Source organism: Paenibacillus sp. Lou8.1, assembly GCF_024213565.1.
GTDB lineage: Bacteria > Bacillota > Bacilli > Paenibacillales > Paenibacillaceae > Paenibacillus > Paenibacillus polymyxa_B.
Genome location: NZ_JANAVN010000003.1, coordinates 47,138 through 63,299, shown reverse-complemented (window position 1 = coordinate 63,299; position 16,162 = coordinate 47,138). Strand labels below are relative to the sequence as shown.

The window sequence follows — 16,162 nt, the reverse complement described above, 5'->3', positions numbered from 1 at the left end:
GCCTTTTTATAGTTAAACCTATAATCATACCTTAGCCTTCCGGCTTATCTGTTAATTTTAACGTCACCGTTTCTTCCTTGCCTGCCCGGTAAAAAGTAACTTTCAGCTCATCGCCAATCTTCTTGTTATCGTACAAGTAGCGACGCAAATCAAGCGTAGAGTTAATCGGTTCGCTATCAAACGCTGTAATGACATCGTTCAGCTTCAAGCCAGCTTCCTTGGCAGGACCGTGGGCTTCCAGAACGACTGCCCCATTTTTCACGCTGTCCGGCAGCTTGAGCTCCTTGCGCTGAGTTTCATCCAGCGGTGCATATTCATTATTGAGATCGACCGTGTATACCCCCAGATAAGGGCGGGTGATCTTGCCGTCCTCAACCAGTTCATCCACCGTCTTCATCACCTCATTGGCGGGAATGGCGAAGCCAAGTCCCTCAACACCTGTATCAGCGATTTTCATCGTATTGATGCCAATCACACGTCCGTCGAGATCAACCAGCGCGCCGCCGCTGTTTCCCTCATTAATCGCCGCATCGGTCTGGATGACATGCTGCTCCCAGTCATATACGCCATCCTGGTTAATGGAAATTGGAATGATGCGATTCGTATAGCTCACAATACCGGAGGTAAGCGTGTCTCCCAAGCCGAGCGGATTGCCAATAGCAATGACCGTTTCACCCAGACGAAGTTTGCTGGAATCACCGATATCCGCTACCGTGCTAATGCCTTTATCGTCCACTGCGAGTACAGCGATATCACTAATGCGATCCTTTCCGACCAGCTTTGCCTCTTTTCTGACACCGTCCACCGTTACAATATCCAAATCATCCGATCCTTCGATCACATGGTTGTTCGTCATAATGAAGGCTTTGCCTGAACTGACTCGGAAAATGACACCCGATCCAAGCGCTGATTGTTCCGTGCTGTTACCGTCTTCCCCTTTCAGGTTTACGATGCTGACGACGGCTGGGCGCACCTTGGCAGCCGCCTGCACAATCCGGTCATACGGATCACCCGCTGCTTGCCGCAAGGGATAGTGACTGGCTCCGGTTACCGCTGTAGTGGAGGGCAGACCTGTAATAAAGCTGAACAGAAGCACAGCAACCACTGCACTGACTGCACCGCTAATGACAGCAGCTTGCACCGGACTTACTCCACGCTTCCTGTGTGGCCAACGTCCCCGTCCTCCACGGCGCGCCTTAAATGCCATTTTTTTAGCCGCACGTGTGGATACCTTCGTTGAATAAAAATCGTCCTCAAACAAGCCCATGCTAATCCTCTCCCCTTCGTTGTCATGCACCGACACTCACTAAAAAATTAGGGCTATTCGGGCTTGCGCCAACCTATGCTACAGAGAACCTGCTCCGTTGAACATCTCAAATGGATTGAATATCCCTTATCATCGGAATCCAGCAACCAATCGTTCCGGCCTACTTATTAATCACCACAAATGGTGCCTTCCTAAGCAACCGAATCTCATAAATTAGCATACACGCCGAATCTGACTCCGAATAGAGGAAAAAAGAGGAATGATTTCCAAACCAATGGACTACAATAGTAACAAGTCTTCTATTCTATTACAAAATGATCGTCTCATAGAGACGTTCTGGCCTGTTCCCGTCCGCTTAAAGCTGCCTATACTTTCGATGAGAGCCTTCCTTCAGAAAGCTTTCCGTTGTTAGCTTTATTGTATCACAGCACCCAGCAAAACCACAGGCAGAACCAAGCTCATTGCACGCCATTTCTAAAATATTTTTACAGGAGGAATATATGATGAATTCACATCGTTCGGCTATGGATGAAGTTCGCATGGCTGCCAAGCTTGCGGATTTGAAAGACGAGCATTACCGCAATACACTGGCGCTAAGTACATTGATTGAACTACTGGTGGACAAAGGCGTAGTGACCCGTGAAGAGGTAGAACGCAAAGCCGCCGAGCTGGACAGCTTTATGGCTCACTTACCTTATCCCAAGGTGTAGGACGATCATAGTACGTATCGCACAATCGAAACTCACTGTCCTTGTAAAAACAGCCGCGGTCTTCCATCGCCCCACGTACAGTCAGCTTCGCAAGTTCCATCATATTGTGGTCGCGGCTCAAATGTGCCAAATACGTTCGCTTCGTACGGCCTGTCAGCAGCTCGCTAAGAATCGCACCCGCCATCTCATTGGATAAATGACCGATATCGCTGAGAATACGGCGCTTGATGTTCCACGGATAACGCCCCATACGCAGCATTTCCACATCATGATTAGACTCCAGTACCAATACGTCTGCGTCTGATATCGCCTGTTTCACTTTGTCGCTGACATAGCCGAGATCGGTCGCTACACTGAGTTTCTCTGCCCCATCATAAAAGCTATACCCTACAGGCTCAGCCGCATCATGGGATATGCCAAAAGACTCCACGCGTAATGATTCAAATTCCCGCGTTGCGCCTGTCTCCAATATTCTGCGGTTATCGTCTGCGATTTGCCCAACAGCATTGCTGATGGCAAACCATGTCTTCTCGTTAGCATATATAGGTAAATTATATTTACGCGCCATGGCGCCTAGTCCTTTAACATGATCTGAATGCTCATGCGTGACCAAAATACCATCCAACTCTTCTCCGCTCAGATCGCGTTCTTTCAGCAATTCGTCAATACGCTTCGCGCTGAGACCTGCGTCGATGAGCAATGTCGTGTCTTCGTTCCGCACAACGGTAGCGTTGCCGGTCGAACCGCTCGACAGCACGGTAAATGAAATCCCCATATCTGTTCAAGACCCTTCTGTATGTTCTGTCTTTGGACTAATGACATCTCCGTTCATCTGCACATAATACACACCTTTCCCGTTGTCCAGCATAAACCGCCACACGGGGGCAGCCACCTGGCTATCGGAGTTAAAGGTCTGTCCGTAATAACCGAGCCGGATATCCTTCACAATCGTATCACGCGGCAAATAGCCATCGATCAGCCTTGCCAGTGCTTTGGACGCAGGCAGCATTTTCTTTGCCTCATCCGAAGGCTGGAGATCGACCTTAATTTTGCGATACCCTGTAATCTTCTGATTGCTGTAAAACAGAGCCAGCTTCACATTAAATAGCGGCCATTTGCCTTGAACCAGCGGATGAAGTACAAAAGCATCTGCTTGTCCGGATGCCAATTCCTCCTGAACATCCAGCGGATCATACTGAAAGTTATCGATATCCTTGATTTGTGGCTCCAATGCCTCAACTAGCGCGTCATGGGTAAATACCAGTTTGCTGTCCACCGGCTTCACCAGCTGCACACGATCATCCTTTTCTCCACTATGAACGTATGTGTAAGAAAGTTTAGGCAGCTGCGGGGTATCGCCGGGAATCGGAGCCAACACCTGAATGCTTTTCTCTTCCATTAAACGCTGCGTATTTTCATCCAATGAAGTAAAATCCAGATTCGGCCCTGCTGTTTCCTGCGCATCATGCCACAATTGGTAACCCAATACCACATTGAGCAGCAAAAATGTACAAATCAATACGTTCTTGGCGCGGCTCCAATCCATTCCCGTTCCCCCTTCCTGTCATCTCTTTGTCTCTCGGTCTGGCTTCGTTTGTGTTGTGTTGGATGCTGTCGTTACAGGGACAGCATGAATTTCTGCAACAGAACCGTCACTGAGCGTAACGCGCCACTCAGGAGCAAGCTTCAATCCATCATTGGTCAGCTCCGGTTGATACACGGGAGTCAGATCACGAATCGTCTTCCCTTTTGCTACAGTCTCCAGTTGCTTCTTCAAGGGCTCGCCACCCAGCAGCATAACCTTCTTCGAGGATTGCTCTCCTCCCTTGAGGTACAGCAACGAACGTTCATAGACAGAAGCCGTTTCTTGCTGGATTTGCAGCGAAATTGTACCAAAGCGGAACGATGGTGTGTCCAGCACCGGATAAGCACCATAATACTGCTGAAACATCACAGTCGTACGATTTTCATCACTGCTTCTCAATTTCAGCTGATATGAAGCATCCCAACCGCCATGCTGATTCACAAAATCAACTGCGGCCAGTACATCCCTAATTGGACTGCTTCCACTTGCCCCTGGCGCACTGGGATCGGTATAGCTCATCCATCGTTGCTCCTGCTTGATTTGCAGACTACGCTTGCTGTCCGTGTAAATTTGTGAGCCGTCCTTCTCCTGAATATTGCGCGTAATCCCCGGATCGAAGAACAAGTTCCGCTGCATTTGCTCCGTCGTAAACAACCCAGCATACACCACAGGCTGCACTGTTTCCAGGTCATTCACGGGAATGTAGTACTGATTATCCACCAGCTCGTACAACGGGGCATTTTCACCGAAATTCACATGCTGCCGAATATCCTCTACCGTCATATCGAACTGGTTCGCCTCATACACCACATCGCCTCTGGCACTGAAAAAGAGCGCGTGTGGCTTGGCATTTTTTTCGTCTATATAGATCCAAATGCGGTTAATCGTCTCTCCCTGAAACACCGAATCCGGCGTCAGACGCATGACCCGTTCCAGTAATGAAACCGGGACTCCGCCTGAAAAGGATAATTCGATGCCTTCATTTTCGCTGCGAATCTGCGCCCAGTCCGCCGATTGGATACTTCGACGTTGGAAGTTGTTAAAGCTCCGGCTTTCCAGCCGTGTATAAATTAAATCGTAAAAAGTAACACCCGGATAAAAAACGGTATGCTTCTTCTCACCTTGATGAATGAGCATTTTATCAGGAAACACAAGGTTCTCAATCTTTTTCTCCTGCCCCATGCTTTCGGTTTTGACATAGTTCGTTTCTGAAGTGAGTACAGAATCACTGCCTGGAAGGCGGTAAATCAAAAAATAAGTCTGTACCAGGCTGGAAGCAACCAGCAAAATAAGCGTCCAGGACTTCAAACGTTCCTTCACTGTGCTTCCCTCCCTTCACTCGACATGGGTAGCGTAAAGGTCGTACAGGTTCCCTGACCGTATTCCGATTCCAGAAAAATCTGGCCCCCATGCGCCTTTACAATTTCCCGGGCAATCGACAGCCCCAGTCCCGTGCCACCCATATTGCGCGATCTCGCCTTGTCTACACGATAAAACCGTTCAAAAATCCGGTCCAGATCTTTTTTGGGAATACCAATTCCGGTGTCTTGTACCGAAATGGATAGCATCCCCTCACTGTTGCGGCGAGCTTCGATCTGAATACTCCCGCCATCTGGCGTATATTTCAATGCATTGGACATCAGGTTGTCCAACACCTGCTCAATTTGATCCCGGTCGATCACGACCTTACCGATTCCCTGCTCTACGAACATCCCTGAGCGAATGTGCTTTTGCTTCATTTGAAAAGAAAACCGATCTGCGACCTCGTCCAGCATCTCCATCACATCTGCAGGCTGCATCCGCAAAGGTGCCTCATTGGAATCGAGCCGTGACAGATGCAGCAAATCCGTAACCAACCGGATCATACGCTCTGTCTCATTGCGGATCACGCCTACAAAACGCTCCGCGAGCTGCGGTTCAGCCATCGCGCCGTCATCCAGCGCCTCAGCATAGCTGCGGATGGTCGTCAACGGAGTGCGCAGCTCATGTGATACATTCGCTACGAATTCCCGCCGTGTCGTCTCCATCTCCTCCTGCTCCGTCACGTCCTGGAGCACGGCAATCGTTCCCGTAATGCCAAATTCCCGCCGATGAATCGGCGTGAATGTCACACGGATGACGATGGGTTCATCCTGACCGGCTGGCTCCAGCTGCAAGAGCGTGGAGGCCGAAGATCCGCTATACAGGGCCTCGGTTTCCTCCGGGTCGATCCCCAGCAGTACCGCGATATGCCTGCCGGTCATTTCGTTCTCGTTTACGCCCAGCATGGCGCTGGCCCGACGGTTGACCAGAATGACCCGGCCGTTGTCATCAGTAGCGACCACACCGTCACTCATATTGGTCAAGATGGAGGAGAGCTTCTCCTTCTCCTCTTCATTTTGAGACAGTGCCTCACGCAGACGGCCTGTCATATAGTTAAAGGCCACGCTGAGCCTGCCGATCTCATCATCCCCAAATACAGGCATCCGCTGATCGAATTTGCCCTCGGCAACCTCTGTTGCATGACGTGTCATCACCTTAATCGGGTGCGTAATCGTGTGGGCCAATACCACGCCCAGCACAGCCGTTAGCGCCAGCGCAATGAGCATACCTGAGAGAAACACATTGTTAATGCGTTTCATCGTATCGTAGAGCTCGGTCATCGAAGCGGCGATGTACACCGCGCCGACAATCTTGCCTTGGCTGATAACAGGCTTGGCGACGACCTTCTTACGGACATTATCTTCGTCCACCATGTATTCCTCGTTATCACGGATACCTTGGAGTGCGCGGCTGACCACTGTCTGCGTATTTTTGCGTCCAACATAATCGGCGTGTGAACCTTGGGAAGTAATTAACACTTTGCCGCTGGCATCCAGCACCTGAATTTCCGCGCCGCTGAAATCAAACAAATTATTTACGCGTGCACGCAGGCTTTCCACGCTGTCTTCTTCCATTTTACCGTCACTGCCACTCAGATCCTGCTCCGCCAGCACGGACAGCATCTCCGCCCGTGCTTGCAAATCCTGCGTAAAATTACTCGTGAGAGAGTTCTTCATCGAGCTGACAAAATAGACCCCAATCAGCTGCATAGCCACCAAGATAAGCAGCACATAGATAATAATCAGCTTTGCATGAATGGTACGAAAGAAAGACAGCCATCTCATGCCCGCAGGCCACCTTTGCCCCCGCTAACGATATATCCAAGACCACGGCGCGTCAGGATGGTCTCCGGCTTGCTCGGGTTCTCCTCAATCTTCTCGCGCAACCTCCGAATGGTCACATCTACTGTCCGTACATCCCCGTAGTATTCGAAGCCCCATACCGCCTGGAGCAAATGCTCCCGCGTCATGACTTTTCCGGCATTCTTCGCCATATAGTACAATAGCTCATATTCGCGGTGCGTCAGATCAAGCGGTGTTCCGTTTTTGTAAGCTGTATACATATCCGTGTCAAAAAAGAGGTCACCCACGCGCAGCCCCTGCTTATCCTCCTGCGGTCGGCTTTCCGACGTGCCCGCCCCGCCGCGTTGCTGTCTGCGCATCTGTGCCTTCACCCGTGCCAGCAATTCCCGTGTGCTGAACGGCTTTGTCACATAATCGTCCGCGCCCAGCTCCAGCCCCAGCACTTTGTCGATTTCGCCGTCCTTGGCGGTCAGCATAATAATCGGCGTCTGGAGCTGATGCCCGCGCACCTCGCGGCATACGTCCATGCCATCCATGCCCGGCAGCATCAGATCCAGCAGAATCAGGTCAGGCTGCTGCTTGACCGCGATATCCACCGCGCTGATTCCATCGAAGGCGCAAATCACCTGGTAGCCCTCTTTTTCTAAATTAAATTTCAAAATATCAGCGATGGGCTGTTCATCATCCACTACCAGAATCGTTCCCTGCATATAGCGTTCACCTCTCTTCACGGATCATAATCTATAATTAACTTTCGTTTGTCAGTACCTATAAGATGTTTATTCTATTCTATCATACCCGTGCGCCATTCCCTTACTTCTCCAGACCCTTTTCTTTACGCAGAAAAAAACCATGCCTGCACCTACTGTTAAGCATGCAGAAAAACATGGCCTTTCCCCTTGATCCTCATAAATCATGTAACTCTCGATATAAACATCCAGCCTATCTTAAATACGTCATTGGATTGCGTGGCGTATTATCTTTACGAATTTCAAAATGCAAATGCGTTCCGGTCGAGCGTCCTGTGTTCCCCATGACCCCGATCGACTCGCCTTGCTGAACCACCTGTCCTACATGAACGCCAATGCTGCTCAAATGCCCGTACACGGTTTGGTAGCCGTTGCGATGATCGATCATAATGACATTGCCGTATCCATTCTGCTGACCTGCAAATGTTACCACACCTTCATCTGATGCGTGAATGTCAGCGCTACCGACCAAATCGACACCCTCATGCATACGTCCCCAGCGTGCGCCAAAGCTACTCGACATCGATGCGCCGGACACCGGCCAAGCGAACTGTCCTGAGCCTTCTCCCACGACCTTCGTTCCTCTAAGAACCACCTCAGTAACAGACGGCTGCAGCACCTTTTGACCGAGCCATTCCTCTTGCACAACCTCACCGTTCTCCTTGGTCAAACGATAGTCCATCTCTTTAAGACCTGCTTGTCCCGGTCTGACCACTTTGGTAACTCCTGCCTTCAGTTCATCGCTCTGGCGAATCTCAACCTCAGGCTCGATGGCAATCTGTTCGACGACCTTCTCTACTGTTCGCACGGTAACCGGAGCCTTAGGAGCAGTGAGCTTCAATTCGTCTCCAATTTGCAAATATAGCTCACGCGAGCCGGGATTGTTCTGCTTAATCTCCCAAGCGGTCATATTAAATTTAGTTGCAATCGACGACAAAGAATCGCCTTCTTGCACTGTATACGTGATAGGAGCCTCACGCCCCTCAGTCAACACTTTGACTGCTTCAGCCTCTGTCAGCACCTTGTTCGGGTCTGCTTTCACAGGCTCATACGCGATTTTCTCACGGATACTGGCAGACTCCAGCCATGCCTTAGGGGTTTTAGTACTAGCACTCGCATGGCTGCTGCCCACGGATGTTTTGCGAACCAGCCCCTTGATGCCTGTAGATGTACCCTCACCCACAGGTGTGTACTTCTTCTGTACTTGCTTTAAAGCCGCCTGTGCAGTCGCTTTATCCTTTACAATGCCAACCGTCTGTCCGTTGACCTTCACTTCTACCCCTTTGGCATACGCTGTCAGCATACCATCCAGCTTCTTCAGCGTGGCTGCGCTGTCGATATCCGCTTTATATGCCTTCTCAATGTCTGTCGTTACCGCGCTCGTATTGAGCACCATATCGACGCCGGGATACTTATCCTTATACTGTTTGCTCTTCGTTGCGTACAGCTGTTTAAGTTGTTGCTCATTCAAGATATTTCCGACCTCGACGCCTTTTACATACACTTTATAATAAGGAACTGTGTTAGCTCCGACATACTGATTACTCGCAAAAATAAGACTGCCTGCAATCACCACACCGCCTGCCGTCCAGCTCAACCATTTTCTCCGACCGCTCCACCACTTTGCTATTTTCCCCGCTTCCACAGCAGGCTTGTCTGCAACGTTTGAATCTGCATTCCTGCTGTCTGGTGAATCCTGCTCCTTCAAAACCTTCATGACTCTCTCCTTTTCAGCATATCTTATCTCTATATAAATGCGTTCGTTATTGGTCTTTCACACTATGAATTTAGCCTGTATTCACAAGCATCTATGATATTAGTCGCTATCTACCATTGCATAGTTGCGTAAAAGGTTTCAAAAATTTAACCTTTTTACAACACTGTTTACTTTAACATAGCCTTTACAAAGAATTCAACTACACTCCAATTCCTTCCTGGCACGCAAAAAAATCCGCGCATGGCGCGGATTCTACAGTCCTATTTTGAGCATACACATTGCCCCTGAATTCAACGTTATTTATTCAGGATTTTGCAAAATACTCATTTAAGCAAATCCATCAACTTGTTATATTCCTCTTTGGTCAAATACTTTGCAAGCACCTGCTGAATATCCTGAAGCTCCTGCTCGGTGAGACCGCCTTCCATCGCAGCTGATATTTTCTGCATCTCCTCCGGCGGCAGCTTATTCATCAGAATCGCAAAAATCTCCTGCTTCTGTGCCGCTGGTAAATTGTTCTTCTTCTCCGTCAAATGGTCGGGCGTAATAACCAAATCATGGCCTTCAATACTTGTTTCAGGTGTAGCTGTTGTACCTTCTGCCTGCTTCCGAGACTCATTTCCTGATGTTCCCGCCGACGTGGCACCCTCCTGAGATGCCTTGCCATTGGCTGCGCCACCAGCCTCACTTCCGCTTTCTTCTAAGCCCTGTCCCATGACAGGCAACGCATCATCAGGCGGTGTTACACTTCCCGAGCCACTTCCTGTCGTCTTGTTCTTCCCCGTGTCTGTGCTTTGGTCCGTACCCGCACTGCCCTTTAGCCAACCCAATCCCCATATGGGCTGATGATCAAGCTGAATGTTAAACTGCCGCAGCAGCGATTGAACATAAGCATTAACGACTACACCTGTCACTGCCAGCGTTAGTGCGCTAACCAACACGACTGTCATTCCTTTTTTGAGCAGCCATCCAAGCCACCTCATATCCCGTTACCTCCTTATACGCATCCTGCCATGTGTGTATCATCATGAAGTGCATATAGATCAGTATTGACGAGATATGACGATTTTTAACCCATGGAATATGTAAAACTAGCACAATTCAATAGAAGATGCCACCTTCTGATTGAATCAGCGCGTACGACGCACCCAGAAACGGAAAATGTCACTGCGGACATAATCCAGAGAATACAGCACCTGCCTGTTCATTTCATCATAGTGAAGCTGCTTTAATAATAATACCGTGGCCTGTGGATGCTTCAACAGACGCGTCATATGTGCATCGTCATAGTTGGGAACGGTAAGCTCGGAATACGCTCCGACGATTCGCACCCCCGCCTTGAACTCAAGATTCTGAAAAAGCGAGCCTGAAAAAGAGTCTCCTTCCAGAATGGGTCCGGCTAATTTCTCTGGCATCCAGTTGATAGAGTGGGCTACAGCCTCTCCGTTGGCAGTGCGTGTACGCTCTAGAGCAATCATGGGCTCATTCTCGGAAAATCTCATCTGTTCGGCAATATCAGGAGGACAAACCGAGATTCTCTGAATGGATTCTAGCTGCTCGTCTTCCCGTAACCCTGCCGAACGAATCATGTCCCCGATGCTGTACAGGCGGTCGAGGGAGCTTGGAATACTCGGCAGCGGGCAAGTCGCAAACGTGCCACTCCCGTGTTTTACAAGCAGCTTACCTTCCGATTCCAGTTGGCGAATAGCTCCCCGTAGCGTCGTACGCGAGACACGAAACGATTGGGAAAGTGCAGTTTCCGACGGCAGCCGATCCCCCGGACCCATTTGATTAACCTTCATATATTCTTCTATAAGCTGCTTTATGTTCTCTTGTTTTGTTGACACCGTCCGAAGCCCAGCCTTTCTATTGTGTTAAGCCATATAAATCGGATTCGTAAAAGCAATCATCATCACGCAGTCTTCCATGCAGCCGTAAAGCTCAGCTCGTATCCAGCCCTTACCTAGAGGATCTTGCAATGACAGCGTATATTCTCCTGTGTGAGCAGGGATCTGAATCTCGGAGCATATTCCGTGACTACTTGTCAGCAGAAGACGAAGATTCTGAGGCTTGAGGTTGTAATGGGCTGCTCTTGCTTCCACATCCAATTGAACCGTCACAGATAGTGAATCTTCTACAGTCAGCTCTATGCATTCGCCGATGGGATAACGATGTTCTCTGCCCTTAATCTGTGCCCACATCGTCAGTAACGGTCCCATCGTAACTGACACTGAACCGTGGCGAATCGCCTCAACTGCCCGGTCTGCTAAGCCTTCTCGCTCTTCTGCTTCATCATGAACCCCCAGATACGTAACAGCCGGAAGCGCATCATCCGGTTTAGATACATGCCAGTCCCGACCGCTTACCGCAGTGATGCGATACCCCTGATTCAACAAATCGGTCCACATGGCAAACGCCCGCTGGCTATCCCGCTTAATAGATGGCATAAGCGTTGACCAGACTTCTATATAATCCACCTCATACCAATCCTGAATCGTGTATTCCCAAAAGCACCCCGTACAGATCGGACTTCCAATCCTGAACGGATGGGCAATCCCTGCAATGCCTCCCTGCTCATGCACCTGCCGAATCCCCTCATGGATGTCATCTGGTCCCAGCACACGCCAGTCGATAAAGCGGTCAACCCCAAGCGTCAGCATATGCCCGTAAAAGGTCGTCCACTCCATCCCTGAAATGATCGGGAGACCAAACTGCCGCTGAACCTGTTCCTGATCCGCAAGTGCCGATTGCGTGTTGTGATCCGTCATAGCGATGCACTCAAGTCCCAGATCCACTGCGCTTTGAACAAGCTCCTCCAGCGTTTGCTTTCCGTCGCTGTGAAGCGTATGGGTGTGAAGCTCAGCTGGAATCCATTTAAGCATATGCTGCTTCCTCCCCCAATACATGAATTTGGTAGGCAAGCGTCTCGGTTACAACGGCATGCAGACTGACCGTAATCCGCCACATGCCCGCCGGATTATCTCCTGCGAGGAATCCCGGCGAAGCCGTAGACGAACCGAGCCAATGCTCCTGCTGCATCTCGGGAAGGTGCGCATTTCCACGGTGACGGAGAGGATCATCGACAGACAGCGTTAATAAATTTTGCAGCGGGATATACTTCTTCCACAGATCGGATGAATGCCCCGGCTCGTCGTATCCGTATTTGCACATGCTTTCCTCAATGATTCCTCGTGCTTGCTCTTGATCCTCCAATAACTTAGGCGTGTAAGAGAAGTGAATACGAATCGTTTCAGTCGGCTGTGGAATATGGAAGGAGTACGTAATATGGCTCTGGGTGCAGGTTCTGTCGACCGTTCCCTCCACATACAGCAGTCTGCTCATGACTCCCCATCCTGGCTAGACAGTTCATCCACAACATGCTTTACCATATCATTCACAGGATGTTCTTCATCACCCGACATGTCTTTGTCTGCCGCCCATAAAACACCCACGGGTTGAAGCCGCGTCAGCTTAATCACCCGGTCTGTACGAATACCCGGGAACTGCGGGAGATTATCCTCGTTTAACGTAAAAGCACACAGGCCGGCTACTTCCATGCTGTCCGCACCGCCTTCCAGCAATACGGCTCTGATTTCAGCTATATCCTCGAGCACAGCCTCTCCAGACAGCTTGATCGTGGTAGAAAAATGTGACTCTGCCCCCTCATAAGCGGCTCTAAAATCCCCGAGTCTCAGATCATGATGGCACGATGAATACCACTGCTCCGAGCCGTGAAGGCGAAGCTGGACATCGACACAGGCATCTTCCTCGCGCCGATTGAAGCCAGGCTTGAACCCTGGAGACAATTCTCTGTCTGAATCCCGTAAGGGGCGTTTGGAAGTCTGGATAAACACATAGCTACGCTGGTGTGCAAGTGTAATGGAAGAGGCTTGTGACGGTATTTCCAGCTCCTGCTGACGTTCCATCTCCCACCCAGTGACCTGATAGGCAAAAGGAAAACGGCTCATGACCGCCTCACGTGGCTCTTCCTCTGGTTTCCACTGGAAAGCAGGCGGCAGCATAAAACGATAGTCCGATGTGATGTCATCCTTAAAGTTTCCGTTAGTTGTTGCGGATTGGAGAACAGGATGCCCACCCAGATCATAATTGCCATTAAACGCAGTCGTAATATGATGTGCCCCCTGGAAAACAGCTTCCAGAACATTGCCTTCCGCATCCAGCTCGACGCGGTACATCCATTCGATATCGGTCGTTCTTCCCCATTTGCTCATAAGCAGCGGCGCGGGCGTTCCCTCATCTTCATGGCTGAACATCATCTGATATTCGATGACTGTCTTCTCCTCATTCCCTTCCACGGAATAGAACAAAACAAGCGGTGTATCCGTAAAGCGATTCTCATAGGGATGTGAGAGATTGCGGCCATATAAAAGCGGGGTATGGCGATAAATCAGCGATCTTGGAGAGGAATCAGCCACGCAGCGCAGTTCAACCCCATCGATCCATGCTCGAGATACAAGCGGAGCCGATTCCAGTTCGCGAAATTCAGCATAGACCTCATAATCGCCTTCTTTTAGATGTCCCAACAAACGGGTATACACTCCCTGACTGCTGCCATAGTACAAAATGACATCTTGATTATAGGCTTCATTCAGGTAGAGGCGTACGAAGGCAGATTCTCGATCTGTCGCAGCCCAGTCACTGTCTGATCTGGCGAACAGATCAAGCTCCGCGTATCCGTCTTCTGGCATGGAGAACCTAAACCGGAACCCGTTTCCCGGGCTGAGCTCAACCTCCGCCTTGTGTAAGGCAATCCGATAACCGCAATCCAGCAGATCCTTTTCCCACACTCGCCCACTAAACCCGGTAATTTGCACCTCTGCTTGGCTGTTCATCCCTGTAACCTCCTTAGTGTATAACGGCGGTCTAGCTAGCATCCGCATCCTTCACCATTGTCCGAATATAAAAGTAGCCCATAAAAGAACACAGTAAAAACATAAACACCGCCATTGCACTGGCCGTATGCGTCTCCTGATAGCTGGAAAACACCTGCTGCATCGCAACACCCAGCACTTGTGGTGAGTTGGCACCGATCAGGAAGGGAGCCGTAAAGCTTCCCATGATTCCCATGAAAATGAAGGTCACCGCAACCCACATCGTTTTGTAGGAAAGGGGTAAAATAAAGCGCCCAAACAGCTGCATCGTGCTGGCTCCGGCATCTCTGGCGCTTTCGACGACGGCGTTTGGAATGCTGGCAAGTGCCGAGCTGAGCAGCATGGTTGCGAACGGAATGTTGAACCACAAATTAGCCAGCACCAGCCCTTTGTAGTCATAAATAATCCTCGGAATCGTCTCAATGCCGAGCGGCAGCAAAAGACGTGCAGCCCAACCGTGATTGCCATACATGGTAATGATCGCATACGTTGCAATTACACCGGGAACAAACATCGGAATAAAATACAAGCGGCCTATCCACTTCACGACAACTCCTTTGCCGAATCTCAGATAAATCGCCAAAGCATAGCTGATGACCAGAGTAAGGGCCGTCGAGACTAACGTGACATTAATCGTATACATGATATTTCTACGCATGGCAGGTTCCGTGAACAGCCGAATATAATTGGCCAGACCGTAGCCCGTTCCATATTGATCAATCAAGCTTTCCTTCACGGCATAAAGAATCGGAATAATAACGACGACCAGCAAAATGAGAAAAGACGGGATGACCAGAGCAAGCCCCAGCATCCCCCTTTTGGACAATGAACTCATGCTCAACCGCCCGCTACTTCACTTTGCCAGCGTTTGTAGATTTCCTGCTGAAGCTCTCCGCTATTAAAGCTGCGGTATCCAGAAGATACACTGTTGAATTTCTCTTGCAGTTCCGTTGGCATCAGATTCCACTTAATCCCCGGATAGCCGTACATTTTATTAATAACCACCGTTTGCGCTTCAGGCGTCAGTATATAATTCAAGAATTCCTGAGTTGCTTCTTTTTTGGAGGAAAGCGAAGGAACCATCAGATAAGAGGGTCCACCTGTAAAAGCAGGGTCGATCTGTGTCAGCTTCACCGTGTCTGGAAGCAGCCCTTTAGCCAGTTGTTCGAGCGCCATATCAGACCAAGCTGGAACCATGTCAACCTCTCCACTTGCTAAAATATCAAGCGTACCTTGGTTCTTCTTAGGATAGACTCCTTTTTGGTACATTGAAGGGCCCAGTTCCTTGAGCAGTGAGAAACCTTGATCCCATTTTTTCATATTTGCCGGATCATCACTGTTCATCGCCTCTGGCGGAAGGAAATTATAGATAACCGTGTTCACAAACGAGCTGCCTGATCCACCCGTGGACGGATCATTATAGGCGAACTTGCCCGGATGCTGGCGAATCCACGTGTACAGCTCGTCGGCTGTTTTCGGAGGTGTCGCTACTTTTGCACTATTATAGGCAAGGACAACCGAAGAGGCACGGTATGGAATGGCCTGATTATTCACTTGCTTGAGATACGTTTCATCCACATTCTTCAAATTTGGAACTTTGGCAGCGTCCACCGTTTCCCACAGTTTCTCGCCTACCCCTTTAGTGATGTCATCCAGACTGCCTTCGTACAGGTCGATATCTGTATCGGTTTGTCCGCTTTTCTTGGCTGCGATCAGACGGTCCAGTGTAGATGCACCTCCGGTTCCTGCTGGCAAATACACCAGTTTGACCTTAACGTGATCATTTTTAGCTTCAAAGTCCTTGATTAACGTTTCCCACAGCTCTTTAACGTTCAGAGACCCTCCAGTGTACAGGGAGATTTCCGTCGTTCCGGTAGCGGCTCCCGCTTTGGTAGACTTGGCTTCCCCTATAGCCGTAGCGGCATTACCGCCGTTTCCACAGCCAGCCAACAACGATAAACTAAGTACCCCTGCCAAAACCAGACCCATATTCTTTTTCCCAAACACGTTGTTGCCTCCTTTAGATAGTTGCACAAGTTCGCAGCATCACCAGATGATGCGTTCGTGATGGACATTGA

At 49.7% G+C, this 16,162-nt stretch carries 15 protein-coding genes; 1 reads left to right on the top strand and 14 read right to left on the bottom strand.

Features of this window, described 5'->3' with window-relative positions; genetic code table 11:
- Positions 1 to 31: 31 nt before the first annotated feature.
- Positions 32 to 1,267 carry a S1C family serine protease gene (locus tag NLX78_RS05115; RefSeq protein WP_254349779.1) on the bottom strand — a complete coding sequence of 412 codons (1,236 nt, stop codon included), beginning with the start codon at positions 1,265 to 1,267 and terminating at the stop codon, positions 32 to 34.
- A gap of 503 nt (positions 1,268 to 1,770) precedes the next feature.
- Here NLX78_RS05115 and NLX78_RS05110 point away from each other — a divergent pair.
- A complete protein-coding gene (locus tag NLX78_RS05110; RefSeq protein WP_025723164.1) occupies positions 1,771 to 1,977 on the top strand; it encodes a hypothetical protein in 207 nt (68 codons plus the stop codon).
- Here NLX78_RS05110 and NLX78_RS05105 read toward each other — a convergent pair.
- From NLX78_RS05105 to NLX78_RS05045, 13 genes are all read right to left on the bottom strand, one after another.
- A complete protein-coding gene (locus tag NLX78_RS05105; protein ID WP_023991120.1) occupies positions 1,946 to 2,752 on the bottom strand; it encodes an MBL fold metallo-hydrolase in 807 nt (268 codons plus the stop codon). The two genes, NLX78_RS05110 and NLX78_RS05105, sit on opposite strands and share 32 nt — an antisense overlap.
- A 6-nt stretch (positions 2,753 to 2,758) precedes the next feature.
- Entirely contained in the window at positions 2,759 to 3,523 is a 765-nt protein-coding gene (yycI, locus tag NLX78_RS05100) for a two-component system regulatory protein YycI (RefSeq protein ID WP_028540969.1), read from the bottom strand.
- A gap of 18 nt (positions 3,524 to 3,541) precedes the next feature.
- A complete protein-coding gene (locus NLX78_RS05095) occupies positions 3,542 to 4,882 on the bottom strand; it encodes a YycH family regulatory protein (protein ID WP_254349778.1) in 1,341 nt (446 codons plus the stop codon).
- On the bottom strand, positions 4,879 to 6,633 hold the full coding sequence (gene walK / locus NLX78_RS05090; RefSeq protein WP_483311672.1) for a cell wall metabolism sensor histidine kinase WalK: 1,755 nt from the start codon (positions 6,631 to 6,633) through the stop codon (positions 4,879 to 4,881). The genes NLX78_RS05095 and walK overlap by 4 nt, the downstream gene beginning before the upstream one ends.
- A gap of 71 nt (positions 6,634 to 6,704) precedes the next feature.
- Positions 6,705 to 7,436, bottom strand: coding sequence for a response regulator YycF (gene yycF, locus NLX78_RS05085; RefSeq protein WP_254349776.1), 732 nt, complete (start codon positions 7,434 to 7,436; stop codon positions 6,705 to 6,707).
- Positions 7,437 to 7,668: 232 nt separating this feature from the next.
- Entirely contained in the window at positions 7,669 to 9,192 is a 1,524-nt protein-coding gene (locus NLX78_RS05080; RefSeq protein ID WP_235306811.1) for a M23 family metallopeptidase, read from the bottom strand.
- Between the two features lie 323 nt (positions 9,193 to 9,515).
- Positions 9,516 to 10,175, bottom strand: a complete 660-nt coding sequence (locus NLX78_RS05075; protein WP_254349775.1) for a hypothetical protein — start codon at positions 10,173 to 10,175, stop codon at positions 9,516 to 9,518.
- A gap of 147 nt (positions 10,176 to 10,322) precedes the next feature.
- Positions 10,323 to 11,039, bottom strand: coding sequence for a GntR family transcriptional regulator (locus NLX78_RS26690; RefSeq protein WP_254349774.1), 717 nt, complete (start codon positions 11,037 to 11,039; stop codon positions 10,323 to 10,325).
- Between the two features lie 27 nt (positions 11,040 to 11,066).
- Positions 11,067 to 12,074 carry a CehA/McbA family metallohydrolase gene (locus NLX78_RS05065; RefSeq protein WP_254349773.1) on the bottom strand — a complete coding sequence of 336 codons (1,008 nt, stop codon included), beginning with the start codon at positions 12,072 to 12,074 and terminating at the stop codon, positions 11,067 to 11,069.
- Positions 12,067 to 12,534: a hypothetical protein gene (locus tag NLX78_RS05060; protein ID WP_254349772.1), complete on the bottom strand. Its 468-nt coding sequence runs from the start codon at positions 12,532 to 12,534 to the stop codon at positions 12,067 to 12,069. The genes NLX78_RS05065 and NLX78_RS05060 overlap by 8 nt, the downstream gene beginning before the upstream one ends.
- Positions 12,531 to 14,045, bottom strand: coding sequence for a hypothetical protein (locus NLX78_RS05055; RefSeq protein WP_039272099.1), 1,515 nt, complete (start codon positions 14,043 to 14,045; stop codon positions 12,531 to 12,533). The genes NLX78_RS05060 and NLX78_RS05055 overlap by 4 nt, the downstream gene beginning before the upstream one ends.
- A 31-nt stretch (positions 14,046 to 14,076) precedes the next feature.
- Positions 14,077 to 14,919, bottom strand: a complete 843-nt coding sequence (locus NLX78_RS05050; RefSeq protein WP_165178318.1) for an ABC transporter permease — start codon at positions 14,917 to 14,919, stop codon at positions 14,077 to 14,079.
- 2 nt (positions 14,920 to 14,921) lie between these two features.
- Positions 14,922 to 16,091 (bottom strand): extracellular solute-binding protein, encoded by a 1,170-nt coding sequence (locus NLX78_RS05045; protein ID WP_254349771.1) that lies wholly within the window; start codon positions 16,089 to 16,091, stop codon positions 14,922 to 14,924.
- Positions 16,092 to 16,162: the final 71 nt, after the last annotated feature.

Coding starts and splice junctions, on each gene's coding strand:
- NLX78_RS05055 (WP_039272099.1), bottom strand. CDS start 14,045: ATGAACAGCCAAGCAGAGGTGCAAATTACCGGGTTTAGTGGGCGAGTG.
- NLX78_RS05115 (WP_254349779.1), bottom strand. CDS start 1,267: ATGGGCTTGTTTGAGGACGATTTTTATTCAACGAAGGTATCCACACGT.
- walK (WP_483311672.1), bottom strand. CDS start 6,633: ATGCAGCTGATTGGGGTCTATTTTGTCAGCTCGATGAAGAACTCTCTC.
- yycF (WP_254349776.1), bottom strand. CDS start 7,436: ATGCAGGGAACGATTCTGGTAGTGGATGATGAACAGCCCATCGCTGAT.
- NLX78_RS05080 (WP_235306811.1), bottom strand. CDS start 9,192: ATGAAGGTTTTGAAGGAGCAGGATTCACCAGACAGCAGGAATGCAGAT.
- NLX78_RS05110 (WP_025723164.1), top strand. CDS start 1,771: ATGAATTCACATCGTTCGGCTATGGATGAAGTTCGCATGGCTGCCAAG.
- yycI (WP_028540969.1), bottom strand. CDS start 3,523: ATGGATTGGAGCCGCGCCAAGAACGTATTGATTTGTACATTTTTGCTG.
- NLX78_RS05105 (WP_023991120.1), bottom strand. CDS start 2,752: ATGGGGATTTCATTTACCGTGCTGTCGAGCGGTTCGACCGGCAACGCT.
- NLX78_RS05065 (WP_254349773.1), bottom strand. CDS start 12,074: ATGCTTAAATGGATTCCAGCTGAGCTTCACACCCATACGCTTCACAGC.
- NLX78_RS05050 (WP_165178318.1), bottom strand. CDS start 14,919: ATGAGTTCATTGTCCAAAAGGGGGATGCTGGGGCTTGCTCTGGTCATC.
- NLX78_RS05075 (WP_254349775.1), bottom strand. CDS start 10,175: ATGAGGTGGCTTGGATGGCTGCTCAAAAAAGGAATGACAGTCGTGTTG.
- NLX78_RS05060 (WP_254349772.1), bottom strand. CDS start 12,534: ATGAGCAGACTGCTGTATGTGGAGGGAACGGTCGACAGAACCTGCACC.